Consider the following 24539-nt stretch of genomic DNA (forward strand, 5'->3'; position numbering starts at 1 on the left):
AATTAAGTGTAATCATTTTCTTGATGTTCCTTCTCCTGATCATTTAACATTGAGAAAGGTGTATCTTCCATTATCTTCTTACATTCATTCGTCATACCGAACCAATTTTTATTTGTATGGCCAGCAATATATAATTCTTCCCCTTTTGGATGAATCCAAATACGTCTATGCTGCCAATACATTCCTTGAACGACACCAATCATAAAAATAAATGCACCAATTCCAAGAACAGGTAGTGTTAAATCTTTCTTTACTTTTAACCCACTCACTTCGCGCATATCAAATCCTTTTAAACTTAGTTTGTATTGATTTTCATTTGTCGGATCAATATTTTGTCCGATTGATAAAAAGTTTCTTTCTGGCTCCTCTTCACCTGGAGGATAGACAAAGAAGACAAACGCAGGATTCCTTGGATAGTTCGATTGCGATCTAGGTCCATCATCATCTAATACGTAATCCGGATAATAATTGTTTAACTCAATTCTGAATCCATTGTCCAATTCATATACTGAATTAGGGTTAGAAAAATCAACAGTAAATTGGGCTAGTTCTTCTTCACTATCTGTTGTATGTAATGTAAATGACATACTGCTGAATTCATTCAATTGATAACTATTTTGATATATTGATAAATCAGCGAATTGGAGTGGTTCATTCACAATAATATCCCCACGAGTCACTTCTTCTAATTGTGGTTCTGTCCCAATTACGTCTTCTGCAACATTTTGATAAATAATTGCTTTTGTTTCAAAATGTTTTGGTATTGCACTGTTTTCTTGTTCCAGTACTTGTTGGAATTTTTCATCTTCCGGATCTTCACCATAAAATTCTAAAGTAAATTGTAAATTCTCAATATAGTATTCTTGATTGGTACCTGGAATGATTGCCGTCTCTCCCTCTCTAACCCAAACAAATTCGTCCACATACATAGAAGGAAAAAATCTTAATAATGTTCCAACAAGAAAAATAATTAAACCAGTGTGATTCACATACGGACCCCATCTAGAAAAACGGCCTTTCTCTGCTAATATATGTCCATCTTTTTCATAAATTTTGTAACGACTTTTTTTGATATTTCCTACTAATTTTTCTACATCAGATTGCTTGTAATTGTTATATTTTCCAAATAGTTTTTGTCTCTCTAAAAATCGAACGTGTCTTATTGGATTTTGCTTCGTTAAAGCTCGATATAGTGGTATACCTCGATCTAAACTAACGATAAAAATAGACATACCTATAAGTGCAATTAATATCATATACCACGTAGAACTATACAATTCATGAAAACCTAATTGATAATATATCTGACCGACAATCCCGTATTCTTCTCGATAATGTTCAGCAGGTGAAACTGTTGTGGGAATATACATTTTTTGTGGGAATATTGTTCCGATAGCGGAAGCAACAAGGGCAATCGCTATTAAGCTAACACCCACTTTGACAGACGAAAAAAAATTCCATATCTTATCAACAATCGTCTTGTTTTTTGATTTAGAGCGAATGGACCTTCCATCATATCTCATATTTAATAATTCATTCTGTTTATTTCTGTCTAATGGATTTCCACATTTATTACAAATAGTTGTGCCCACACTATTCTCATATCCACATGCATCACACTTTAATACATTCATAAAGACCTCCGTGATTTACTCCTTATTTATTGTGATGGTACGATTTGTTGTAAATAACCATCTAAACGTTCAAGTGATAATTCACCTAGTACTCTTTCTACAATTATACCATTCTCATCAATAAAGTATGTAGTAGGTAATGGTTTAATCCTATATGCATCCATCACTTGACTTTTTTTGTCATGTAAAATAGGAAAAGTCAAATTGTATTTATCCATAAATTGTTGGACAACAAATTCGGTTGCATCTACGCTAATCGCAACAATCTCTACACCCTTCTCTTTGTATAATGGGTACAATGACTCCATATAAGGCATTTCTCTCTCACATGGTTCACAGTATGTTGCCCAGAAGTTTAACATAACCCCTTTACCCCTTAAATCAGATAAACGTACTGTTTGGTTCTCTTCCCCATTTAGTTGAACTAATTGAAAGTTAGGCGCCTCTTCACCTATTTGAACTGCTTCTTCCTCTTTTGTAATATTTGAAATAACTGCAAATAATAATGCAGCAAAGAGTATGATTAAGATTACAGAACGATAGATAAGTCTGTTACGTTTCTTTTTATCACGTGGATTTGGATTCGTACTCAAAGAATCTCCCCTCCCTCTGATTTCTTCATTTTAACATGTCACTTTTATTCAATTGTGAATTTTATTTGACAATTTTTTTAGCCAACTTTTTTAATTGATTTACTTCATGTGGCGTTAATTTTCTATGTTCCCCTGGTTTCAATCCTTCTAATGTTAGAAAAGCAAAGCGTTCCCTTCTTAATTTAGACACAGGTGTATGAATCGCATCAAACATTCTTCTAACTTGTCTATTTTTTCCTTGATGTAAAATTACCTTTACAATAGCTGTTTGTTTTCCTTTATCAACAGACATAATTTTTACTTGTTTTGCTTTTAATATATCTTGTTCTGAGCGAATTCCTTTTTTAAATTTCACTAAATCTTCCTTTGAAGGGATCCCTTTCGTCTTAACAATATATTCTTTATCCATTTGATAACGTGGATGTATCAACAAATTCATAAAATCTCCATCGTTTGTCATAAGTAGTAATCCAGATGTATCATAATCTAGTCTTCCAACAGGAAACAGACGTTCATTGACATTTCCAAAGTAATCTGTCACTGTTTTTCTATCTTTATCGTCTGACACCGCCGAAATAACACCTCTCGGTTTATAAAAAAGATAATAAACAAAACGTTCTTTCTCTATCGGGACATTATTTACTTCAATCTTATCGACATTAGACACTTTTACTCCTAGTTCTGTAACGACTTTGCCATTAACTTTTACTTTACCTTCTTCAATTAATTTTTCTGCTTTTCTTCTCGAAGTTATGCCACTTTGTGCAATCACCTTTTGTAGTCTCTCTAACATATACACACTCTTTCTATTATTTATTTTATAATGTAATAATGAAAAGTAGCGCTAACATAAATGTTAACGCTTCTACGAAAAAATCCACGATACTACAATAACAGATATTATTATACCAATAAGGTCTGCAATTAGTCCAACTTTAAGTGCATCACCCATTTTTTTAATTCCGACCGCACCAAAGTATACTGTCAATATATACAGAGTAGTGTCTGTGCTTCCTTGCATAGTAGACGCAAGCCTTCCTAAAAAGGAATCAGGTCCATATGTTTGAATGATTTCTGCTGTTACACTTAGAGCGGCAGTTCCAGATATTGGGCGTATGAGTGCTAATGGCATAATTTCTGCTGGGAAACCTACTTTTTCTAAAAAGGGTTGAATTATATTTACAAATGCATCTAGTGCACCTGAACTTCGTAGTATCGCGATGGATACCATCATACCTACTAAAAATGGAAGTAATGACACTGCCATTTTTACTCCTTCTTTTCCGCCTTCCACGAATAATTCATATGATGGAATTTTTTTATACGTTGCAGTAAGTAAAATACCGACAATGAGAAGAGGGATTAACCACGTACTTATTATTGTGATAGCTTGAATCATTTCATAATGGACTCCCTTCGTCGTCTTAACAAACGGTCTATCCATATAGCAGAAATGGTTGTTACAATAGTCGCAACTAGCGTTGTTCCTACAATTTCTGTTGGAGAAGTTGATCCATTCTCCATTCTTATCGCAATCACTGTTGTGGGAATTAGTGTAATACTAGATGTATTGATGACCAAAAAAGTAATCATGGAATTACTCGCCTTATCTTTGCCATGATTAAGCTTTTTCATTTCTTCCATTGCCTTAATTCCCATTGGTGTAGCTGCATTACCTAATCCAAAAAGATTCGCACTAAAATTCGCTAAAATATATCCCATTGCAGGATGGTTTGGCGGAATTTCTGGAAAGACACGAGTAACTAGCGGTCTAAATAGGTTACTTAATGCACTTAGTATACCTGCCTTTTCAGCAATTCTCATCATCCCTAACCAAAATACTAGTACACTAGTTAATGCAATAACTAGTGTGACAGCATCATTCGCACCTTTAAAAATTGCTTCATTTACTTGTTCCATCGTTCCATTCAGCATTGCATATATGATTCCTACTACTGACATTAATGCCCATATGATATTAATCATACGAACCACCTATAATATCTAAAAATAATCTAGTAACATGATTGATGAAACTTTTCTTTTCTTCCTTTTCTTCCACCGGATAAATAATCGACTCTGCTATTATTTCTTCGTCTAAATAAAATAGTTTCTTTCCAATTCCATCTGAATCAATTGGAAGTAACGTTTTTGACATTATTTTGTCTTTTTCTGTATCTCTAAGTGGATAATATTCGCTTGTAACGATTTGTCCTTCGCGTTGTTCATTTTTTTCCTTGTCATAATACGTAAATAAACCAGATGATTGAATTTGTTCTTTATTAAAGTGTTCAAATCCCCATTCGAACATTCTAATATGATCTTGCCAATCATTCGGGGCATTTAATGTTACTGCAATTAATGTTTGTCCGTTTTTTTCTGCTGTGGTGACTAACGTTCGACCTGCAGCTTTAGTATAGCCTGTCTTACCTCCTGTACAGTATTCATAAAAAGCTGTAAGTAATTTGTTTTTATTCTTCCAACTATATTCCCTACTATTTGCTTTAAATGATGTAGTACCTGAAATTGTTTGATATAAATTGTTTTCCATTGCGTATTTTGTTAATAAAGCCATATCATAAGCTGTTGAATAATGTGTTTCTGAATCAAGACCATGTGGGTTATCAAAATGGGTGTTATTCATCCCAATCCACATTGCTTTTTCATTCATTAAATGAACAAAACCTTCTGTACTTCCACCTACTTCTTCACTTATGGCGACAGCCGCATCATTTCCAGATCGTAGCATTAACCCATAAAGTAATTCCTTTACAGTAAATTTTTCACCTTCTTTAAGATAAATTGATGATCCTTCTGTTCCTACAGCATTTTTTGTGATAGTTACTTCATTATCTGTTTCACTTGATTCAATTGCGACAATTGCAGTCATAATTTTTGTAATACTTGCAATTAACGTTTTGTTGTCTGCATTTTTTTCATACAGTACTCTTCCGGTTTCTTGATCCATCAAAATAGCACTTTCCCCAGAAACATACACACTTTCCGCTTCTAGAATAGTGATATTCGCCATAAAAAAACAAACTAATATAGACATAATAAAAAAACGCAATGTCTCACCTCATCTCTTTACATACAAAAGATACATTTTGTACCATTGTATGCAACAAAGACAAGCATATTCATACGAAACATTGCATCTTTTTAGAAAGTCGCGCAACTATTATACGGATTGATAAAATGATTTCTTACAAAAAAAGATTATTGTTCAAGTTCTTGAAAGCGATCGAAAAATAAATCCGCTTCTTGTTCTACATCCATATCATCAAAATCTTCTGGTAATGGAGGAAGATCTTCTATGGATTTAAGTCCAAAGTATGTAAGAAATTCAATTGTTGTTCCAAACAAAATCGGTCTTCCTACACCTTCTTTTCTACCTACTTCTTCTATTAATGCTCTTGAAATAAGTGTTTGTACTGGTCGTTCGCTTTTCACACCTCTAATTTGTTCAATTTCAGTACGAGTAATCGGTTGTAAATACGCGATAATTGCTAACGTTTCTAATGCTGCTTGAGATAATTTTGAAACTGACTTAGCTTCTTTTAATACTTTATAGTATTCACTATGCTCCGGTTTCGTCGAAAAAAATAAACTACCTTTAGATTCAAGAATCATCATTCCTCTACTTGTACTCTCATAATCATATTTTAATTCATTAATTAAATGTTCTACTATATCTTTATCTAAATCTAACACTTTCTGTAATTCTTTTTTGGATATCCCTTCATCACCTGCTACAAATATCAAACCTTCTGTAACTGCTTTTAGTTCGGTTAAATCCATAACTCCACCTTCTACTCTTTAATTATTCGCGCTATTTCTATAAATCATGAGTTCATCAAAATGATTTTCTTGTACGCAAAGGATATCATTAGATTTCATTAATTCTAATATTGCTATAAATGTTGCTACGATATAGTTTTTTGTTACAGTTGGGAATAAATTATAAAATGATACGCCACTTTGACTACTATCTAGTATATCTATAATTTCGTCCATACGCTCTTTTATTGGAATTTCCCTTTTTTGAATGGTCGTTTCTAATGGCCTATTCCATTTTCTTCTTTCAAGAATTTTACTCATCGCATGAATCATTTCATAAATATTTGCATTTCCTTCTGGTATTTTTCGTTCTGTATTCACCTCAATATGAAATGGCGGTCTAGTCAAGACATTGCTTTGCTCCAATTCTCTTTCCTTTAATTGCTCTGCAGCTTGTTTATATTTGCGATATTCAATTAACCTTCGCATTAAATCCTCTCTAGGATCTTCTTCATACTCATCTTCCAGCTCTACATTTTGATTTGGTAACAAGAGTTTACTTTTCATTTCTAATAATGTAGCTGCCATTACTAGATATTCGCTTGCTATGTCTAATTCCAGTTGTTGCATTGCATGAATGTATGACATATATTGCTGTGTAATTTCTGCTACAGGGATATCATAAATATCTATTTCATACTTATTAATTAAGTGTAATAATAAATCTAATGGCCCTTCAAAAAGATCTAATTTCACTTTGTATTGTATCATTGTTTTCCTCCGTCTATTACAACATATTCATCCGTAATACAATTAATCAAAAAGATATTCAGTTTACAAATTTACGTAAACTTACTATCCCAACATTCAATCTGTTCGTTAACCTTCCCAATAGATAAGTAGTAAAAATGCCCATACCTTTTTTATTTATTTGCATACATTAATTTCGAGAAATCAATTATTCCGTAATTGATTAAAAAAGGAGGAATTAATGATGGGCAATGTATATGGTGGAGGTTTTGCTTTAATCGTTGTATTATTTATACTTTTAATTATTGTTGGTGCAGCTTGGTTGTAATAAACAAATAATCATGCAGCTATAAGAAGTCGTTTAACACACGGCTTCTTTTCATATCTATGAATGAAGAAAAGAACCTTTGCATGAGTGATATTCCGCAAAGGTTCTTTTCATTAGAGTGATTCGTCATGTCTAATTTTACTATACACCGAGCTCACTTGTCATTTCATACATGAATCAACAAACGATTTGTTAGCAATTATTGCATTTTTCGAAAAATCCCTCAGTTTGCTCATTTGGTTTTACTTCATATGTCAGAAAATACTCTTTTAGTCCTTGTATCATTTGTTTACCAATACCTAAGTTGCGATGAGAAGGATCTACAGAAATATGCTGTAACAAAATAACTTTCTCATTCTCTTTCGCAATGACTCCAATTGCACCTAGAATATCTTCTCCTTCTTTCCATAAGAAAAGATGCCATTCTTCATTCGTCTCATACTCTTTAATTGTATCCTGTAACTTTTTCACTTCTTTTTCGTCTGGCATAAAAGAAAGTAAACCCATGGCAATTTTTTCAAGCCTTTTTTTATAACGAATTAACATTTTTACCCCTCATTATTCATAACATTACTTTATAGTCATGCTATGTTTTGGTCAAAGAAGTTGTGACAACTACTTCATTTGATATTATTGATTTGATAATACAATACCAAACCAATAATAACAACCCCAACCAATCGCTACAGTTAATAATGCAATAAAAAGAATTAAATTTTTATATTTTTGCTTCATATGGCACTGTCCTTCATACTAATTGACAACTTTTTACTTGTTGATTTAACAATAGTATAACATTTTGTACATGTCAAACATTAATTAAGCATTAGTCGTTTGTATTTTCTACTCTCACTGTTTTCATTGCATCACCTTGTTTAATACGAAGCACTGTATCCATTCCCTCGATAACTTGTCCAAATACAGTGTGTACGCCATCTAAATGTGGTTGAGGTTCATGTACAATAAAGAATTGACTACCACCAGTATCTTTTCCTGCATGTGCCATAGATAAGGAACCCGCTACGTGACGGTGTGGGTTATTTTCCGTTTCACATTTGATTGTATAACCAGGTCCACCCATTCCTGTTCCAGTTGGATCTCCACCTTGTGCTACGAACCCTGGAATTACTCTATGGAAAATTACGCCATCATAAAAACCTTCGTTTGCTAATTTTTCAAAATTTCCGACCGTGTTTGGTGCAGCTTCTTCATACATTTCAATAACAATTTGTTCTCCATTTTCGAATTCAATTGTTGCTTTTTTCATTATTATTCCTCCTCGTATGATAAATCATTTTGTACTACATCTTGATAACTTTCGCGCTTAATCACTAATCGGTCTTTTCCATTTTCAACAAAAACAACTGCTGCTTTTGGAAAACGATTATAATGGTTTGACATGGAGTAACCATATGCACCTGTACTAAATACAGCAAGGATATCATTAGGTTGTACTTTCGGTAATGCTATATCCCATATTAACATATCTCCCGACTCACAGCATTTACCTGCTATCGAAACGTTCTCCACTTCTTCTTCATTCGCCTTATTGGCTATGACTGCCTCATACTTTGCTTGATATAATGCTGGACGCAAATTATCAGTCATTCCACCATCAACCGCTACATATTTTCTCACATTCGGAATTTCTTTTGTCGAACCAATTGTGTAAAGCGTAATAGCAGTATCACCAACAATAGATCTACCGGGTTCAATCCATATTTCAGGAAAATCCATATCATGAAGGTTTACTTGTTTTGTTACCTCTTCTATTAATGCTTCCACATATTTTTCTAATGGTAACGGCTCATCTTCTTGTGTATATTTAATTCCAAATCCTCCACCTAGATTTAAAATTTCACAAGTGAATGCATGACTATCTTTCCATTCTGCTAAAGTACCAAATACTCGCTCTATAGCCATAATAAAGCCTTCTGTTTCAAAAATTTGTGAACCGATGTGACAATGAATCCCTTTTAGGTTGATATATGGATGAGTATGTAATTGTTCCATTGCTCTTGTTGCTTGACCATTTGATAAATCAAATCCAAATTTGGAATCTTCATTCCCTGTTAAGATATAATCATGTGTATGTGCTTCAATACCTGGTGTCACTCGAATTAATACATCCATCTTTTTATTTTGATCACTTAATATAGTGGATAATAATTCAATCTCATGGAAGTTATCTATTACGATACATCCAATTTCTTGATTAACAGCCATCAACAACTCATCATAATTTTTATTATTTCCATGAAAGTGTATTTTTTCTGTTGGAAATCCTGCCTTTAATGCTGTGTATAATTCTCCTTGAGATACTACATCTAAGCTTAAATTCTCTTGCTTTGCTACTTGTACCATTGCTACAGATGAAAATGCTTTACTTGCATAAGCTACCTGTGCCTTCACTTGATATTTTTTGAAAGTATCTACAAAAGCTCGAGCATTTTTTCTTATGTGTTCTACATCATAAATAAATAATGGTGTGCCGTACTTTTTTGCTAATTCTGTTGTATCAATCCCACCAATTGTAAGATGACCTGAATGATTTATATTTAATGGATTTGACATCTGCTATACTAACCCCCATATTCATATGTACTTTCAAAATATTATCATCATTTAAGAAAGTTGTCGAGAGTTAATACAAGTTAGATTTATTATACTTGACTTTTGTTGTTTTTTGGCTGTACAATACTTGGTCTTGTTTTCGATAGCGGCATGGATACACGGAAGAGAATTTGACCTAGCGCCTTCCCATTAAACGGTAGAAATGGCCATAGATACGGTGTGTGCATCGATCTAATATTCGCAAGTAATAAGAAAAATAATGTCATACCAATCATAAACCCTGGGACATGAAAAAAGAATGTTAACAATACTAAAACAATACGTACCATCTTGTTTGCTACACTTAATTCATAACTAGGTGTTGCAAAAGAACCGATTGCACTAATTGCAACATATAAGATTACTTCTGAACTGAATAATCCAACTTCAATAGCAATTTCCCCAATTAACACTGCTGCAATCAGCCCCATTGCTGTGGATAATGGTGTAGGTGTATGAATTGCTGCCATCCTCAGGAATTCAATACCAATATCTGCAAGAATTAACTGAACAACAATAGGTATATTCCCAGTCTCATTCGGTCCGATAAACTGTAAACCTACAGGAAGTAATTGTGGTTCTAATACTAATAGTAACCATAATGGTAATAGAAAGAGTGATGCAATGATACCAATAAACCGAACCCATCTTACAAATGTACCTACAGAAGGTGATTCTCGATACTCTTCAGCATGTTGAACATGATGAAAGAATGTTGTTGGCATAATAATCATACTTGGCGATGTATCTACCATTACTAATACGTGTCCTTCAAGTAAATGAGTGGAAGCAACATCAGGTCTCTCTGTATACCTTACTAACGGATATGGATTAATTCCTTGATGCACAATATATTCTTCTATTGTTTTATCTGCCATTGAAATTCCATCTGTTTCAATTTGTTTCAATTCATCTTTGATTATTTGAATTAATTGATCATCGGCAACATCTTGTAAATAAGAAATACAGACATCCATTTTGGAACGTTCTCCTATTTGCATGATTTCGTTTCTCAATCGTTCATCACGTATTCTTCTTCTAGTTAATGCCGTATTTTCTATGATATTTTCAGTGTATCCATCTCTTGAACCACGAACAACTTTTTCTGTATCTGGTTCTTGGGGTGACCTACCAGGATAACTTCTGACATCAATAATGAGACATTCATCTTTACCATCAACAAAAACAACTAATAACCCAGATAACAACTGATCAATTGCTTTTTCAAACGTTGTTGCTTTCTCCACTTGTTGATGTACTAATCGATTGTGCACTACTTCAAATAAATCTGTATGTACATTTTCGTCATCATTTATAGCAATTATTTTTTTTATTAGTTCGATAACAAAATCAGAATCCACAAGACCTGTCACATAATATAACTGCACCTTCTTTTTGAGCACGATTAGTTCTCTAAACCCAACGTCAAATGACACATTCAATCCTAATTTTGATTCAAGAAAATCTTGGTTATCTTGAATATTTTTATCAATTTTCTTTTGTCGATTATTTTTACGCAAATCTTTCCGCCTCCACTGTTTTTTTTTATGGCATATAATCTACAAAAATCACCCATTGAAGTGTAGATCCAATCACTTTACCTAAGACGATTGCCATAAGTAACCAGAGTAATTCCTTATCAATGCCTAAGCGTTTCATTAAAATTGGAAATACATTCAGAGCTTCTGTTAAACCTGCCGCCAGCATCCCTACGAACACACCTTGAAACAATCCCCAAATGGCAGTGATTACTAATGGAATTCGAAAAGTAATTGTAGTAAAAGTCAAAAAAGTACCTAATAATGCCCCCAGTATGACACACCATTGGTAGTAGTGTAGATATGTGTAGGATTTACTTAATTGAACAAGCCTTGGAATGATTCCTAATACTGTTAAAAATGCAACATATCCTGAACCTACCATTAGACCCGAACCAAACCCGACGAATACTTGAATAAATACCAAACGTAAGTGCTCAATCATCATTTCTTTTTATAATGTTTTCATGAAAAATTAAGTAATTGTCTAAATCTTGTTGGTAATTAAACATTTCTACTTCTAAGGGGCTTGGCTCTTCATTGAACCTTTTCTTAAATATGTGATTAAAAAATAAAATCATTCCTAAACCTAAACCTATAGAGTAAGGTATTTGTATCCATAATGGTTTGTCCACTTCCTCGCTAGTAAGTATGTATGCCAAGCTTTTTTGTACCTCTTGCATACTAACATCATAATGAAAATTCATTATTGCCATCGCAGAACCTACACATAAAAGAATCCAGATAAATGTAATGAGGATAATATTATGCTTTTTGTTTTCTTTTTTTATTTCTACAATTACTTGATTAGGACCAATCAACTCAAAACTTATGTGAGGAAATCCTTTAATTAATTTGTCAATTAAGACAAACCCATCAATTACTGAAACATTCTTATCACTATCTGTTATTTGATAAATTGGAATTTTACTAAATTGATTTAAATTCGTAACATTTCCTGTTAAATAGGAAATATCCTCTAAAATTAGTAAATGATTATGATCAACTTCCGTTTTCTTTTTAAGACGCACGTAGATTTTTTCTTCCACTTTAGCACACCTCCATGCTTTTACTTATTATTTCATTACAATCATTAATTATTCGTTGAACAAAAAAAAACTTAGTAAACAATATACTAAGTTAATGGAGCATTTCTTCTTTCATCTTTTCTAATATTTTTTTTTCGATTCTAGAAACTTGTACTTGAGAGATTCCTAAACGTGTTGCTACTTCTGTTTGGGTTTGGTCTTTATAGTATCTTAGATAAACAATTAATCGTTCTCTTTCATCTAATTCGTTGATTAATTGCTCCATTGTTAATTTATCAAACCAATTATTGTCGGAATCAGCTATTTGATCAAGTAATGTGATGGGATCACCATCATTTTCAAATACAGTCTCATGAATTGATTGAGGCTTTTTAGTGGCTTCTTGCGCATGGATAATCTCTTCAGGACTAATATCTAATTTTATAGCAATCTCTTGAATGGTAGGGACCCTTCCTAACTCTTTTGTTAATTCATCTGTGATACGCCTAATTTTATTTCCAATCTCTTTTAGTGATCTGCTTACTTTAACTGTTCCATCATCTCGAATAAATCGCTGAATTTCTCCGATAATCATTGGTACAGCATACGTAGAAAACTTCACATCATAGGACAAATCAAACTTATCAATGGATTTTAACAAACCGATACAACCGATTTGAAATAAATCGTCTTGATCATATCCTCTATTCAGAAAGCGTTGAACAACAGACCATACTAACCGAATATTTTTTTCTACTAGTAAAGTCCTAGCAGATTCATCTCCTTCTTGACTTAAAGCAATGTATCGCTTCACATCTTTATCATCTAATGTTGATGCGTTCTTTAAGTTAGCCATATACATCACCTAATTACAGTAACTTTTGCTTTTTTGAAAATCTTTCACCATTCTTACTGTTGTCCCTTTACCTTTAATAGAATGAATATCTACTTTATTCATGAAATTTTCCATAATGGTAAAGCCCATTCCAGAACGTTCCAATTCTGGTTTAGATGTATATAGTGGTTCTTTTGCTAAATCAATATTATCAATACCTACTCCGTGATCTTCAATTACAATGGATAATTGATTATCATTTATTTCACATTCAATATACACAGTTTGATTGGGGTCTTCTTCATACCCATGAATAATTGCATTTGTCACTGCCTCTGATACAACTGTCTTAATTTCCGTAATTTCATCCATAGTTGGATCAATTTGAGAAACAAAGGCTGCAACGGCGACACGAGCGAATCCTTCATTTGTACTTACACTTTTGAATTGTAATTGCATAGAATTATTCATGATGCCACCCCTAACGTCAATAATGCAAAGGCCTCATTTTCTTCCAACCTTACAATTTTAAATAATCCTGACAGATCAAATAGTCTTTTTACAGCATTAGAAATAGAGCATACAACCATTTCTCCACCAATTTGTTGTACTTCTTTATATCTGCCTAATACAACACCTAGCCCTGAACTATCCATAAATTGTAAATTTTCCAAGTTTAATACTACATGTTTAGAATTGTTTTTTTGCATTTGTTCTTGCCATTCCATTTTTAGATGTGCTGCTGAGTGATGATCTAATTCTCCTTCTAATCGAACAACTAAAACATTTTCTAATGCAATGAATTGTGTAGCCAATTGCATATAAATCCCTCCCAAGTTTATAAAAAATGCATAGTCTATACTTCGATAAAGATTCTCTATAATCCTTCTAGCTGACAAAACTAGTTTATTATTTCATAAACTCGCTAAAATTCGTCATACTTCTTGTTCTATATGGAATTAAAAAATAAACTTTTATCTTCGATTCGCAAGCTCATCGTGATTCCTTTATCTCAGTTGCTTCACTCTAGCCGCTATGTTTCTTAACGGGGCACTTTCGCTTTTGTTTCATCCAGCTCAAGTGCCCAGAAACTAGCCGGCTTCGCAAACCGCCCTACGATAAGTCTTCATCGATTCGCAAGCTCATCGTGATTCCTTTATCTCAGTTGCTTCACTCTAGCCGCTACGTTTCTTAACGGGGCACTTTCGCTTTTGTTACTAATTACGTAAGAAGGATTGTATGGTTCTACCAAATAGTGTGACTAAGTTTGCTTTCTTTATATCTTCAGAGACAATTAAATCTGTACTGCTAATTACTTTATTGTCTTTTATTATTTCTAAATTTCCGACTGATGTACCTTTTTTAAGTGGTAATGTAATATTTTGATTCATTTTTATATTTGTTTTCACTGAATCTAAATCTTCACCTTTTTCATGTACTATGGAAATACGATCATTCGTAACAATTTCAACCTCTTTTTGATTTGCTTTGATCCATTTAAAATCTGTTACTTTTTGATCTTTATCAAATAATGTTTTTGTAGCATATTTGCTGTATGCAAAATCCAGTAATTGACTCACATCACTATTTCTCTCTTTTGTTGTATTCGCACCCATTACAACTGCTATCACTCTCATCCCATTTTTCTCTGCTGTCGCTGTTAAGCAATACTTCGCTTCATTCGTAAAACCTGTCTTTAATCCATCAACTCCATCATAGAATTTCACTAATTTATTTGTATTGACTAACCAAAACTCGTTATCTTGTCCTTTTCGTAAATAATCTTCATATATACTTGTATACTTTGTGATTTCATCATATTTTAGCAATTCTTTTGCCATAAGTGCCATATCACTAGCAGTAGAAAGATGGTCTGTATCAGGTAACCCTGTAGAGTTTTTGAATGTCGTATTTTTCAGACCTAATTCTTTTGCCTTATTGTTCATTTTCTCAACAAATGCTTCTTCACTTCCTGCAATTCTTTCGGCTAGTGCCACACTTGCATCATTACCTGAAGCAACTGCTATCCCCTTCAATAAATCATTTACTGTCATTTCTTCTCCAGCTTCTAAAAAGATTTGGGATCCACCCATTGAAGCTGCTTTTTCACTTATCCTAACATTTTCGTCTAATGTTAATTTCTTTTCTTCTAAAGCTTCCATAATTAAAAGCATCGTCATTATTTTAGTCATACTTGCTGGTGGTAGTATTGAATCTGCATTTTTTTGATACAATACTTTTCCTGTATCTCTTTCAATTAATATTGCTGATTTAGAATTCTCAGCTAAATTCAATGTGGACTCAGACTCAGGTGTATGATGATTTGCTAATAGTCCTCCACCAAAATAAATCGAAATAAAACATAATACTAATAGCATATATACAATTTTCTTCAATTTTCCCATTTTAGAACACCTCCATAATATTCACACTACTTATTTTTGCCAAATATAAGTAATTTTATAATAAAAAATAGATGATAATTATTTTTACTACAATAAAAAAAGTATTGCATTTAGGTTTCCTCTAAACACAATACTACTCTGTATTATTTAATTACATCATATATCATTTTGTTTTTGTCTACTTTTTTCTCATTTATTGTAAATGCTTTACGAATTATATCTATAACTTGATTCAATGATTCTGTATCAGCGTGCAATGTAACGAGCGGTTCATCCATAGCTACATAATCACCAATTTTCTTATGCAATGTAATTCCTACACCATGATTTATTTTATCGTCTTTCGTTGCGCGACCTGCTCCTAAATGCATTGCAGCAGTCCCAATTGCTTCTGCATCCATTGCATGTACATACCCACTTGTAGTGGCTAGCACTTCAATGTGGAATTTAGATGTAGGTAATTTTGATACATCATCAATTACTGATACATCTCCATTTTGTGCTTTAATAAAGTTACGAAATGCTTCAAATGCTTTTCCGTTTTGTATCAATTGTTCTAGCCTTTCAGTAGCCTCTGCGTAAGTAGAATATACTCCACCAAGAACTGTCATATGTGCAGCTAATTCAATTCCTAATTCACGTAAGTCTTCGATATTTTTCCCTTGCAGTACTTCAATTGCTTCTTTTACTTCATTTGCATTCCCTATTTCATAGCCGAGTGGTTGATTCATGTCGCTTATAACTGCGATTGTGTTACGATTTAACTCTTTTCCTATTTTGACCATTTCTTTAGCTAGTTTTTTCGAATCTTCTAATGATTTCATAAAAGCACCTGAGCCAGTTTTTACATCTAGAACTATACTATCTGCTCCTGATGCGATTTTCTTACTCATAATAGAACTGGCAATTAAAGGGATGGAATTTACCGTTGCAGTAACATCACGTAACGCATACAATTTTTTGTCTGCAGGAGCTAAATTACCAGTTTGACCTACAACAGCTAATTTATATTTATTCACATTTTTGATAAATTGTTCATTGGATAATTCAACATCAAATCCAGGAATCGATTCTAATTTATCAATTGTACCCCCAGTATGTCCTAAGCCTCTTCCAGACATCTTAGCAACAGGAATACCCGCTGCTGCTACAAGTGGACCAACAATAAAAGTCATTTTATCACCGACTCCGCCAGTAGAATGCTTATCTACTTTGTGCCCTTGTACCTTAGATAAATCAATTTCATCACCAGATTGAACCATATATTTCGTTAAATTAGCAGTCTCTTCTTCATCCATTCCTTGAAAATAAATAGCCATCATTAAGGAAGCTACTTGATAATCTGGAATCTTATCACTCATATAGTTCTCAATAAAAAATTGAATTTCTTCTTCTGTTAGTTTATCGCCATTTCGCTTTTGTGCGATAATGTCAACCATTCTCATTAGCCATCACTACCTTCGATTTATTTAGTAATTTCAGGAAAAGTCTTCACAATTCTTTTTACTAACTGTATAAAATCATCTTTTACGACTTCAGTTGTTTCCATTACTTCTTCATGGCTTAATGGATGATCTAAAATCCCTGCAGCCATATTAGAGATGCAAGAGATTCCTAATACATTCATGTTTGCGTGATTTGCCACGATAACTTCGGGTACTGTAGACATTCCAACAGCGTCACCACCAAAAATTCTTAACATACGCACTTCAGCAGGCGTTTCATAAGATGGACCGGAATTTGCAACATACACACCTTTTTGAACATTAATATTTAATTCATTTGCACAGCTCAATGCATGTTCGATTAATGTATTGTTGTATGGTTGAGACATATCTGGAAAGCGATTCCCTAGTTCCTTTTCATTTTTTCCGATTAGTGGATGATTACCTATATTATTAATGTGATCTGTAATAATCATTAAATTGCCAGCTGAAAATTTTTCATTGATACCTCCAGCGGCATTCGTAACGATTAAGTTCTTAATACCTAACTTTTGAAAAACCCTTACTGGGAATGTAACTTCATCCATTGTATAGCCTTCATAATAATGAAATCTTCCCTGCATTGCTACTACGTATTTATCATTTAACATTCCAAATACCAATCTACCCTTATGCCCTTCCACTGTTGACACAGGGAAGTTAGGTATTTCGTTATATTCTATGACCATTTGATTTTCCAATTCATCTGCTAGTATTCCAAGACCAGAACCTAGAATTAATGCAATTTCAGGAATGTCATTCATTCTTTCATGTATAAAACTAACGGACTCTTTTATTTTGTTCAAATTCATTTTTTCACCTCATTATTTTTTCAAATCAGATAGAAAGCTCGTTCCATTTTCCGGTAATGAAACATCAAAATTTTCTGCTATTGTCGCCCCAATGTCTGCAAATGTTTTTCTAATTGGTAGTTGTTTTTCGCCATTTGCATTGGGTGTATATACTAACAATGGCACATATTCTCTTGTATGATCTGTACCATGATGTGTAGGATCATTTCCATGATCTGCAGTGATTATTAAGAGATCATCCTCATTCATTTTATTTAAAATTTCTGGTAGACGTCTATCAAACTGTTCTAATGCTTGAGCATAACCTTCTGGATCTCGTCTGTGACCATATTTTGCATCAAAATCAACTAAGTTTAAGAAATTAAGACCTTCAAATTGCTTGTCCATTGATTGAATAAATTTCTCCATTCCATCATCATTATCTTTTGTTCTTATAGTTTCTGTAACACCTTCACCATCATAGATATCTGATATTTTACCAATCGCAATGACATCAAAGTTAGAATCTTTTAACTCATTCATCACTGTTCTACCAAATGGTTTAAGTGCGTAATCATGTCTATTAGAGGTCCGTTCAAAGGCACCTACTTCTCCAATAAACGGTCTAGCAATCACTCTTCCAATCATATATTTTTCATCAAGCGTAAGTTCTCTTGCAATTTCGCAAATATGGTATAATTCATCGATTGGAACAATTCTCTCATGAGCCGCAATTTGTAATACAGAATCAGCAGAAGTATAGACAATTAAAGCTCCTGTTTCCATATGTTCCTTACCTAATTCCTTTATTATTTCAGTTCCTGAAGCAGGTTTATTCCCGATGATTTTCCGACCAGTTTTTTTCTCTAAGTCATGGATTAATTCATCAGGAAATTTCTCGAAAGTACGGAAAGGTGTTTGTATATGTAAACCCATAATTTCCCAATGTCCTGTCATGGTATCTTTCCCATTGGAAGCTTCTTGCATCTTAGTATAGTATGCAAGTGGTTCTTGCGCTTTATCAATACCTTTAATTTCACGAATATTACTCAGACCTAATTTTCCGATATTTGGCATGTGAAGTCCATTTCGATGTTCCGCAATATGACCTAAAGTATCTGAACCTTTATCATTAAATTGTTCTGCATCTGGTGCCTCTCCTATTCCGACAGAGTCCAAAACAATAAGAAATACTCGATTAAACCATCTTTTCATAAAAAATCCCTCCTACTATTTGTTTACCCATTACTTTACCCAATTAAGCGTAATTGCTTTCATTTTTTCTACGATTCACAACATAACAACTAGATTTTATCACTAAAGAAAAAAATTTAGATACTTCGACGAGAGAAAAAGACCACGATAGAAATCGTGGTCTGTTAAGCTCTAGGATGATGCGCCTTATAGATGTCTTTTAATCTAGATTTTGAAACATGAGTGTAAATTTGAGTTGTGGAAATATCCGCATGACCGAGCATTTCTTGTACTGCGCGTAAATCTGCGCCATTCTCAAGTAAATGTGTAGCAAACGAATGTCTCAATGTGTGTGGTGAAATTTCCTTTTCAATATCTACATCTTTCGCAATCTGCTTAATAATTTTCCAAAAACCTTGTCTAGACATGGCATTCCCATGATGGTTAACAAATAATTCTGTCGTATTTTTTTGTTTTACTAATTGAGGTCTACTTTCGCGTAAATAGATATCAATCGCTTCTTTTGCTACTTCTCCTAGGGGAATAATTCGTTCTTTTGAACCTTTTCCGTAGCACCTCACAAATCCCATTGTCATATGTACATCATCCATTGACAGTGCAATTAATTCTGAGACTCTTAATCCTGTAGCATACATTGTTTCTAACATTGCTTTGTTTCTTGTTGAAAATTTATCCTGACTTTCAATTTGCAATAATCGATCTACCTCACGAATAGATAGAATTTTAGGTAGTTTACGATTTGTTTTTGGTGTTTCAATATGTAAACTCGGATCTTCTTTCATCTGATATTCACGTATCAAAAATGGATGAAAAAGTCTAATCGTTGATAATATTCTAGCTAATGTAGCACTTGATTTCCCTTGATCATTCAAGCTGTATATAAATTGAAGGACGTGATTACGCGTAACATCTTCCCAATGTGTTAATTGATGAGTACTTTTAAGATATTGGTAATACTGTTTCATATCGCGACGATACGATAACAGCGTATTACGAGATAAACCTCTTTCTACTTGTAAATAATGAAAGAAATCTTCTACTGCATATTCCATATCCTCCATCTGTTATTCACCCAATCGAAAAAAAATATTCAACCTATTTAGTAATTCATCCTCATGATTCATTACTTTAATGGCAGATCCTTGTGGTTCGTCATAACGATTTAAATATTGATACTCATTATGTAATGTCTTAATTACATAATAAAATAGAATCGTACAAACTATAAATAATACAAAAATCTTCAACATTTCATAGAACATTTTGAAAAAAGTAGCCATGTCACATTCTCCTAATAGAAAAAGTTAATCTATTAGAATTAATACCATAAAAAAAATAAAATATACCTATAAATTACTTTTTATTGTCATCATCTACTTGGCATTTTCGACATATTCCATGAAATGTCAATCGATGGTCTTTTACTAAAAATCCCCAATCTTTTTGGACTATCTCTTCCACCTCTTCAAGTAAATCATCCATAATTTCTTCAACTGACCCACATTCTGTACATACTAAATGATGATGGAAATGTTTTGCGCCTTCTTTTCGCAAATCATATCTAGAAACTCCATCACCAAAGTTTATTTTATCGACGATTTTTAATTCTGTTAATAACTCTAATGTTCGATAAACGGTAGCTAGTCCAATTTCAGGTGCTTTCTCTTTGACTAGTAAGTATACATCTTCTGCACTCAAATGGTCTTCTTCACGTTCAAGCAAAACTCTCACTGTCGCTTCACGTTGTGGTGTTAATTTATAACTTTGTGCATGCAATTCTTTCTTGATCCGGTCTAAACGATGTTCCATTTCCAAGACCTCCCTCACATTCTCAATTATAATAATCGAGATGTAAGGTGTCAATTAAAATAATTATAAAAAGATAAAAAGTATTAATTATTAATTTAAAATAATTATTTTTTAATAAAGTAATCTGACATTACTTGCATTGCATTAAAAGAAACAATGCTTTCTAAGCCTGCTGCTACAGTTGAAGCAATAGCAAGTATAACAAAAACAATAAGGTATCGATAAAACACTTGCATAACAGGTAACTTATATCTTTTCGAGAAAATACTTTGCAATAATGTAAATGAAAAAATCATAGAAAATGCGCTAGCAATGATATATATAGGGATAATCAGCATATTTTGTGCTGCAATTGCTGAGAAAGATAATACTAACCCTTTCACCCCAATTTGACTAACAAAAAAACCAACAGTAAAGCCAATTGCTACGCCTTTAACGAATAAAAGTACCCAAATGATAGGTAGTCCGATTACGGCAAGTCCTAAAAAAAATAAAACAGCTAAAAATTGTATATGATACAGCATAGCATTTTTGAATAGATCTGTTGATGCCATTTCATTATCAGGCAGAAAGTGCAGAAAAAAGCGTTCTAAGTAAAAAAATAAATTTTCTTTTTGTTCAAACAACATACTATTGACAATGATCGCTCCGAAAATGACACCTGTTAAAAATAAAATAATGGTAAAAATATAAATGGTATAATATTGATTAAGGTGGTTAATTACTATGTTCTTTCTGTTCAACATTCTAAACACATCCTATCTAGTATTCTCCATATACTCTATGAAGTAATAGAATGTAATAGAACATTTACATTTTAATAGAACTTTTTTTCGTCTTTTCATCGTGTCATGCTATATGAACTGGTTTATTGCAACATATTTTCTATTGTTCACTCTATTTCCTCTCGTTATTTTCCACCCATTTACCATATTTTCCTCCACCGCCTTGTTCAATAGAAACAATTCCATTTCGAATATTGATGATAGAATGTGCAATCTTTTCACCAACCACTTTAGCTAAATGGTCATATGGTACATAGTGAATAATGTTCATTTCATTTTTGAAATAATGCAATAATTTTTCAAATGTTTTTTTACCTAACCCCGGAATATACTCAAGTGGAACTTGATAAATATATGGTGGCCGCTTAGGTTGTGAAGAGTGTTTATTCCATGAACTTAATTCCTCTATTCGATCAGAAACACCTTTAATGAATTGTGTACTTCCACACTTAGGACAAGGACTTATTGTACTTTGATGTAAGCAATTTTTACATACTGTCGCATAGTACTTACCCAATTTCGGGTGCATGCCATAATTAGAGACAATACTTCTATGGTTCTCATTTTGAAGTACTTGTTTCCATTCAGAGAAAGAAGGTGCTTCCATTTCTAGCAATTGATATTCTCTTGCTAATTTACCTAATGAATGCGCGTCTGAATTCGTTAAAAAAGGAAATTGATGAAGTTCTTCAATCTGATCGGCCATATAAGTATCAGAACTAAGACCTAATTCCACAGCATCTATTAATGTAGGATCAAATACCTCTGTTAATGATTTCTTTACACCTTTCCCAAACGTACTTTTAAATGGTGTAAAAATATGTGCTGGAATAAAAAGTCCCTCCAGTTCCTTTACTTTTAATTGCAAGCTTAAGGCATCACCATAATAACGTTGCGAACTTAATTCAATATTCTTCATTCTCTCTTTTAACCAATCAGAAAATGCCCACATCGCATGTAAATTAGGAAAGAATACCAATACATGAATTGGACCATTACATGTATCATCATAAATTTCTAATTCACTTCCTAAAAATAATGTGGTATTGTCGTACCTTATTCCGCCATCTTCTAATTCATAGGCACTACCTTCATTAATAGCATCTGTTAACTCTTCTAATACACTTGGGGCATGACAATCAATGACGCCTACAATATCTATTCCTTTTCTATTCGATGCTTCTTTTAATATATTGGTAATTGTTAAATTTTTTGAACCGGTTATTTTTACTGGTTTTCCATATTTATTTCTCCCAACATGAATATGGAAATCTGCGAAATATTGATTCATTTACTTCCAACCTTTAGCTTTTAAATATTGTATTGCAAATACTGTTTTAGCATCATGTATGTCTTGTGATTGTATAAGTTCCTCTGCATCATCTAATGAAATCGTCATTAATTCTACAAACTCATCTTCATCTAATTGTTTCTTTTCTTCCAAAAGAGTTAATTCATCAGTAAAGTACACATAAATGATTTCGTCGGCAAATCCTGGAGAAGTGTAAAAAGATGTGATGTATTGCAAATGATTCGTTGTGTACCCTGTTTCTTCTTCTAACTCTCTTAGAGCTGTGATTTCAGGTGATTCACCTTCTTCCAGTTTACCTGCAGGAATCTCAACTAATGTTTTTTCCAATGGTTTACGATATTGTTTAACCATTACCAATTTATTATTTTCTGTCATAGCGATAATGGCAACAGCTCCTGGGTGCTTAATTAATTCGCGCTTGGACATTTCACCATTTGGCAATAGAACATCGTCCACTTGCAATTGAATAATTTTGCCCGAAAATATATGATTAGTTTTAACTGTTTTTTCTTCAAAATTCATATTTTTCACTCCTAATTATATGGATAATTATATTAATTGTATTTCTTTTCAACAATATATACAATGAATATGAAATGGAGAAAGGATGATTCTATGAAAAAACGACGATTAGGAAATTCAGATTTAGCTATTTCAGAAATCTCATTAGGATGTATGTCATTAGGAACAGACATAAAACAAGCTAAACACATCGTCGACCAAGCAATTGATAATGGGATTAATTATTTTGATACTGCTGATTTATACGACAATGGTAAAAATGAAGCATTACTTGGTGAGATACTTAAACATAAACGAAAAGATATTCTACTTGCAACAAAAGTCGGAAATCATCTTAAAAATGATGGCACATGGTACTGGGATCCATCGAAAAAATATATTAAAGAACAAGTGAAGAACAGTTTACGTCGACTTCAAACAGATTATATAGACTTATATCAATTACACGGAGGTACGATTGAGGACAACTTTGATGAAACTATTGAAGCTTTCGAAGAATTGGTAAATGAAGGCCTGATTAGATATTATGGTATCTCCTCCATTCGTCCAAACGTGATAAATTATTATCGCAAGCATTCTACTATCATAAGTAACATGATGCAATACAGTTTATTTGATCGTCGTCCAGAAGAATTGTTCCAGCATTTCAAGGAAAACAACATAAGTGTTGTAACTAGAGGTACCCTTGCAAAAGGTTTACTCAGTAAAGATGGAAAAACGTTAATCGATCAAAAAGCAAAAGATGGTTATCTAACCTATGATTCCAATGAAGTAAATCATACAATTCTACAATTAGAAAACATTTTAGAAGAAAATCAAACGTTAACGGGACTCGCCTTAGCGTATGTTCTTCAAGAAGAAGCAGTAAGTTCTACAGTACTCGGTGCTAGTTCTCCTGAACAATTAAAAGAAAATATTCAAGCATATGAGCAACATTTTTCGAAAGAACAGCTAACGGAAGCTGCTTCTATTACGAAACAATCCATTTATACTCAACACCGTGAATAAATGAAGATTTAAAATGGATAGGTTACACTTAATTGGACAACTTAATTAAGGTCAGTTAGACTTGGTTCAAATATTAAACCGAGGAGAATGAAAAATGACCAAAAGATCA

29 protein-coding genes are annotated in these 24539 nt (G+C 32.9%); 2 read left to right on the forward strand and 27 right to left on the reverse strand.

Going from position 1 to position 24539, the window contains the following annotated elements:
• Nucleotides 1-2: 2 nt before the first annotated feature.
• The 8 genes from ACFOZ1_RS07700 to ACFOZ1_RS07735 all read right to left on the reverse strand — a co-directional run bounded on the left by ACFOZ1_RS07700 (nucleotide 3) and on the right by ACFOZ1_RS07735 (nucleotide 6778).
• Nucleotides 3-1634 carry a cytochrome c biogenesis ResB family protein gene (locus ACFOZ1_RS07700; RefSeq protein ID WP_390197922.1) on the reverse strand — a complete coding sequence of 544 codons (1632 nt, stop codon included), beginning with the start codon at nucleotides 1632-1634 and terminating at the stop codon, nucleotides 3-5.
• A 26-nt stretch (nucleotides 1635-1660) separates the two neighbouring features.
• On the reverse strand, nucleotides 1661-2227 hold the full coding sequence (resA, locus tag ACFOZ1_RS07705; RefSeq protein WP_390197925.1) for a thiol-disulfide oxidoreductase ResA: 567 nt from the start codon (nucleotides 2225-2227) through the stop codon (nucleotides 1661-1663).
• Between the two features lie 61 nt (nucleotides 2228-2288).
• The gene (locus tag ACFOZ1_RS07710) at nucleotides 2289-3020 is read right to left on the reverse strand and encodes a pseudouridine synthase (protein ID WP_390197927.1); all 732 of its coding nucleotides are present in this window, start codon (nucleotides 3018-3020) and stop codon (nucleotides 2289-2291) included.
• Between the two features lie 72 nt (nucleotides 3021-3092).
• Nucleotides 3093-3623, reverse strand: a complete 531-nt coding sequence (locus tag ACFOZ1_RS07715) for a spore maturation protein (protein WP_390198116.1) — start codon at nucleotides 3621-3623, stop codon at nucleotides 3093-3095.
• A complete protein-coding gene (locus ACFOZ1_RS07720; RefSeq protein ID WP_390197930.1) occupies nucleotides 3623-4213 on the reverse strand; it encodes a nucleoside recognition domain-containing protein in 591 nt (196 codons plus the stop codon). Before ACFOZ1_RS07720 ends, ACFOZ1_RS07715 begins: the two co-directional genes overlap by 1 nt.
• Nucleotides 4206-5297: a D-alanyl-D-alanine carboxypeptidase family protein gene (locus ACFOZ1_RS07725; protein WP_390197933.1), complete on the reverse strand. Its 1092-nt coding sequence runs from the start codon at nucleotides 5295-5297 to the stop codon at nucleotides 4206-4208. The genes ACFOZ1_RS07720 and ACFOZ1_RS07725 overlap by 8 nt, the downstream gene beginning before the upstream one ends.
• A gap of 149 nt (nucleotides 5298-5446) precedes the next feature.
• A complete protein-coding gene (gene scpB / locus ACFOZ1_RS07730) occupies nucleotides 5447-6028 on the reverse strand; it encodes an SMC-Scp complex subunit ScpB (protein ID WP_390197936.1) in 582 nt (193 codons plus the stop codon).
• Nucleotides 6029-6046: 18 nt separating this feature from the next.
• Nucleotides 6047-6778 (reverse strand): segregation/condensation protein A, encoded by a 732-nt coding sequence (locus tag ACFOZ1_RS07735; RefSeq protein ID WP_390197939.1) that lies wholly within the window; start codon nucleotides 6776-6778, stop codon nucleotides 6047-6049.
• A gap of 220 nt (nucleotides 6779-6998) precedes the next feature.
• Between ACFOZ1_RS07735 and ACFOZ1_RS07740 the strand changes: the two genes are divergently transcribed.
• Nucleotides 6999-7085 carry a YjcZ family sporulation protein gene (locus ACFOZ1_RS07740; protein WP_390198119.1) on the forward strand — a complete coding sequence of 29 codons (87 nt, stop codon included), beginning with the start codon at nucleotides 6999-7001 and terminating at the stop codon, nucleotides 7083-7085.
• 192 nt (nucleotides 7086-7277) lie between these two features.
• Here ACFOZ1_RS07740 and ACFOZ1_RS07745 read toward each other — a convergent pair whose 3' ends face one another.
• The 19 genes from ACFOZ1_RS07745 to ACFOZ1_RS07835 form a co-directional block, all read right to left on the reverse strand.
• Nucleotides 7278-7631 (reverse strand): GNAT family N-acetyltransferase, encoded by a 354-nt coding sequence (locus ACFOZ1_RS07745; RefSeq protein ID WP_390197941.1) that lies wholly within the window; start codon nucleotides 7629-7631, stop codon nucleotides 7278-7280.
• Nucleotides 7632-7911: 280 nt separating this feature from the next.
• A complete protein-coding gene (locus ACFOZ1_RS07750; RefSeq protein WP_390197944.1) occupies nucleotides 7912-8352 on the reverse strand; it encodes a peptidylprolyl isomerase in 441 nt (146 codons plus the stop codon).
• Between the two features lie 2 nt (nucleotides 8353-8354).
• On the reverse strand, nucleotides 8355-9659 hold the full coding sequence (lysA, locus tag ACFOZ1_RS07755; protein WP_390197947.1) for a diaminopimelate decarboxylase: 1305 nt from the start codon (nucleotides 9657-9659) through the stop codon (nucleotides 8355-8357).
• An 89-nt stretch (nucleotides 9660-9748) separates the two neighbouring features.
• Complete coding sequence (locus tag ACFOZ1_RS07760) at nucleotides 9749-11218, reverse strand: spore germination protein (RefSeq protein WP_390197950.1); 1470 nt, start codon at nucleotides 11216-11218, stop codon at nucleotides 9749-9751.
• Nucleotides 11219-11243: 25 nt separating this feature from the next.
• Complete coding sequence (locus ACFOZ1_RS07765) at nucleotides 11244-11663, reverse strand: stage V sporulation protein AB (RefSeq protein ID WP_390197953.1); 420 nt, start codon at nucleotides 11661-11663, stop codon at nucleotides 11244-11246.
• 10 nt (nucleotides 11664-11673) lie between these two features.
• The gene (locus ACFOZ1_RS07770; RefSeq protein ID WP_390197956.1) at nucleotides 11674-12285 is read right to left on the reverse strand and encodes a stage V sporulation protein AA; all 612 of its coding nucleotides are present in this window, start codon (nucleotides 12283-12285) and stop codon (nucleotides 11674-11676) included.
• A gap of 91 nt (nucleotides 12286-12376) precedes the next feature.
• A complete protein-coding gene (gene sigF, locus ACFOZ1_RS07775; RefSeq protein WP_390197959.1) occupies nucleotides 12377-13120 on the reverse strand; it encodes an RNA polymerase sporulation sigma factor SigF in 744 nt (247 codons plus the stop codon).
• A gap of 9 nt (nucleotides 13121-13129) precedes the next feature.
• Entirely contained in the window at nucleotides 13130-13570 is a 441-nt protein-coding gene (gene spoIIAB, locus ACFOZ1_RS07780; RefSeq protein WP_390197962.1) for an anti-sigma F factor, read from the reverse strand.
• Nucleotides 13567-13920 (reverse strand): anti-sigma F factor antagonist, encoded by a 354-nt coding sequence (gene spoIIAA / locus ACFOZ1_RS07785; RefSeq protein WP_390197965.1) that lies wholly within the window; start codon nucleotides 13918-13920, stop codon nucleotides 13567-13569. The genes spoIIAB and spoIIAA overlap by 4 nt, the downstream gene beginning before the upstream one ends.
• Before the next feature lie 396 nt (nucleotides 13921-14316).
• Nucleotides 14317-15495: a D-alanyl-D-alanine carboxypeptidase family protein gene (locus ACFOZ1_RS07790; protein ID WP_390198122.1), complete on the reverse strand. Its 1179-nt coding sequence runs from the start codon at nucleotides 15493-15495 to the stop codon at nucleotides 14317-14319.
• A 152-nt stretch (nucleotides 15496-15647) separates the two neighbouring features.
• Entirely contained in the window at nucleotides 15648-16949 is a 1302-nt protein-coding gene (locus ACFOZ1_RS07795) for a pyrimidine-nucleoside phosphorylase (protein ID WP_390197967.1), read from the reverse strand.
• Nucleotides 16950-16969: 20 nt separating this feature from the next.
• Nucleotides 16970-17800: a purine-nucleoside phosphorylase gene (locus tag ACFOZ1_RS07800; protein ID WP_390197970.1), complete on the reverse strand. Its 831-nt coding sequence runs from the start codon at nucleotides 17798-17800 to the stop codon at nucleotides 16970-16972.
• A 12-nt stretch (nucleotides 17801-17812) separates the two neighbouring features.
• Nucleotides 17813-18994: a phosphopentomutase gene (gene deoB / locus ACFOZ1_RS07805; RefSeq protein ID WP_390197973.1), complete on the reverse strand. Its 1182-nt coding sequence runs from the start codon at nucleotides 18992-18994 to the stop codon at nucleotides 17813-17815.
• A gap of 164 nt (nucleotides 18995-19158) precedes the next feature.
• On the reverse strand, nucleotides 19159-20046 hold the full coding sequence (gene xerD / locus ACFOZ1_RS07810) for a site-specific tyrosine recombinase XerD (protein ID WP_390198125.1): 888 nt from the start codon (nucleotides 20044-20046) through the stop codon (nucleotides 19159-19161).
• Nucleotides 20047-20058: 12 nt separating this feature from the next.
• A complete protein-coding gene (locus ACFOZ1_RS07815) occupies nucleotides 20059-20274 on the reverse strand; it encodes a DUF4227 family protein (protein WP_390197976.1) in 216 nt (71 codons plus the stop codon).
• A gap of 73 nt (nucleotides 20275-20347) precedes the next feature.
• Nucleotides 20348-20803 carry a ferric iron uptake transcriptional regulator gene (gene fur, locus ACFOZ1_RS07820; protein ID WP_390197979.1) on the reverse strand — a complete coding sequence of 152 codons (456 nt, stop codon included), beginning with the start codon at nucleotides 20801-20803 and terminating at the stop codon, nucleotides 20348-20350.
• A gap of 104 nt (nucleotides 20804-20907) precedes the next feature.
• Nucleotides 20908-21549 carry a stage II sporulation protein M gene (gene spoIIM, locus ACFOZ1_RS07825; RefSeq protein WP_390197982.1) on the reverse strand — a complete coding sequence of 214 codons (642 nt, stop codon included), beginning with the start codon at nucleotides 21547-21549 and terminating at the stop codon, nucleotides 20908-20910.
• Nucleotides 21550-21700: 151 nt separating this feature from the next.
• Complete coding sequence (locus tag ACFOZ1_RS07830) at nucleotides 21701-22879, reverse strand: endonuclease Q family protein (protein ID WP_390197985.1); 1179 nt, start codon at nucleotides 22877-22879, stop codon at nucleotides 21701-21703.
• The gene (locus tag ACFOZ1_RS07835; RefSeq protein WP_390197988.1) at nucleotides 22880-23422 is read right to left on the reverse strand and encodes an NUDIX hydrolase; all 543 of its coding nucleotides are present in this window, start codon (nucleotides 23420-23422) and stop codon (nucleotides 22880-22882) included.
• 93 nt (nucleotides 23423-23515) lie between these two features.
• On the opposite strand from ACFOZ1_RS07835, the gene ACFOZ1_RS07840 reads away from it, so the two are divergent.
• Nucleotides 23516-24430 carry an aldo/keto reductase gene (locus ACFOZ1_RS07840; RefSeq protein WP_390197990.1) on the forward strand — a complete coding sequence of 305 codons (915 nt, stop codon included), beginning with the start codon at nucleotides 23516-23518 and terminating at the stop codon, nucleotides 24428-24430.
• Nucleotides 24431-24539 lie beyond the last annotated feature (109 nt).

This window comes from Gracilibacillus marinus, from assembly GCF_042651725.1.
GTDB lineage: Bacteria > Bacillota > Bacilli > Bacillales > Amphibacillaceae > Gracilibacillus > Gracilibacillus marinus.

Bases quoted from the DNA above. Each gene is read 5' to 3' on its own strand.
- ACFOZ1_RS07700 (WP_390197922.1), bottom strand. From the start codon at position 1,634: ATGAATGTATTAAAGTGTGATGCATGTGGATATGAGAATAGTGTGGGC.
- ACFOZ1_RS07710 (WP_390197927.1), bottom strand. From the start codon at position 3,020: ATGTTAGAGAGACTACAAAAGGTGATTGCACAAAGTGGCATAACTTCG.
- ACFOZ1_RS07720 (WP_390197930.1), bottom strand. From the start codon at position 4,213: ATGATTAATATCATATGGGCATTAATGTCAGTAGTAGGAATCATATAT.
- scpB (WP_390197936.1), bottom strand. From the start codon at position 6,028: ATGGATTTAACCGAACTAAAAGCAGTTACAGAAGGTTTGATATTTGTA.
- ACFOZ1_RS07735 (WP_390197939.1), bottom strand. From the start codon at position 6,778: ATGATACAATACAAAGTGAAATTAGATCTTTTTGAAGGGCCATTAGAT.
- ACFOZ1_RS07740 (WP_390198119.1), top strand. From the start codon at position 6,999: ATGATGGGCAATGTATATGGTGGAGGTTTTGCTTTAATCGTTGTATTA.
- ACFOZ1_RS07745 (WP_390197941.1), bottom strand. From the start codon at position 7,631: ATGTTAATTCGTTATAAAAAAAGGCTTGAAAAAATTGCCATGGGTTTA.
- ACFOZ1_RS07750 (WP_390197944.1), bottom strand. From the start codon at position 8,352: ATGAAAAAAGCAACAATTGAATTCGAAAATGGAGAACAAATTGTTATT.
- lysA (WP_390197947.1), bottom strand. From the start codon at position 9,659: ATGTCAAATCCATTAAATATAAATCATTCAGGTCATCTTACAATTGGT.
- sigF (WP_390197959.1), bottom strand. From the start codon at position 13,120: ATGGCTAACTTAAAGAACGCATCAACATTAGATGATAAAGATGTGAAG.
- spoIIAB (WP_390197962.1), bottom strand. From the start codon at position 13,570: ATGAATAATTCTATGCAATTACAATTCAAAAGTGTAAGTACAAATGAA.
- spoIIAA (WP_390197965.1), bottom strand. From the start codon at position 13,920: ATGCAATTGGCTACACAATTCATTGCATTAGAAAATGTTTTAGTTGTT.
- ACFOZ1_RS07795 (WP_390197967.1), bottom strand. From the start codon at position 16,949: ATGAGAATGGTTGACATTATCGCACAAAAGCGAAATGGCGATAAACTA.
- ACFOZ1_RS07800 (WP_390197970.1), bottom strand. From the start codon at position 17,800: ATGAATTTGAACAAAATAAAAGAGTCCGTTAGTTTTATACATGAAAGA.
- deoB (WP_390197973.1), bottom strand. From the start codon at position 18,994: ATGAAAAGATGGTTTAATCGAGTATTTCTTATTGTTTTGGACTCTGTC.
- xerD (WP_390198125.1), bottom strand. From the start codon at position 20,046: ATGGAATATGCAGTAGAAGATTTCTTTCATTATTTACAAGTAGAAAGA.
- ACFOZ1_RS07815 (WP_390197976.1), bottom strand. From the start codon at position 20,274: ATGGCTACTTTTTTCAAAATGTTCTATGAAATGTTGAAGATTTTTGTA.
- fur (WP_390197979.1), bottom strand. From the start codon at position 20,803: ATGGAACATCGTTTAGACCGGATCAAGAAAGAATTGCATGCACAAAGT.
- spoIIM (WP_390197982.1), bottom strand. From the start codon at position 21,549: ATGTTGAACAGAAAGAACATAGTAATTAACCACCTTAATCAATATTAT.
- ACFOZ1_RS07830 (WP_390197985.1), bottom strand. From the start codon at position 22,879: ATGAATCAATATTTCGCAGATTTCCATATTCATGTTGGGAGAAATAAA.
- ACFOZ1_RS07835 (WP_390197988.1), bottom strand. From the start codon at position 23,422: ATGAATTTTGAAGAAAAAACAGTTAAAACTAATCATATATTTTCGGGC.
- ACFOZ1_RS07840 (WP_390197990.1), top strand. From the start codon at position 23,516: ATGAAAAAACGACGATTAGGAAATTCAGATTTAGCTATTTCAGAAATC.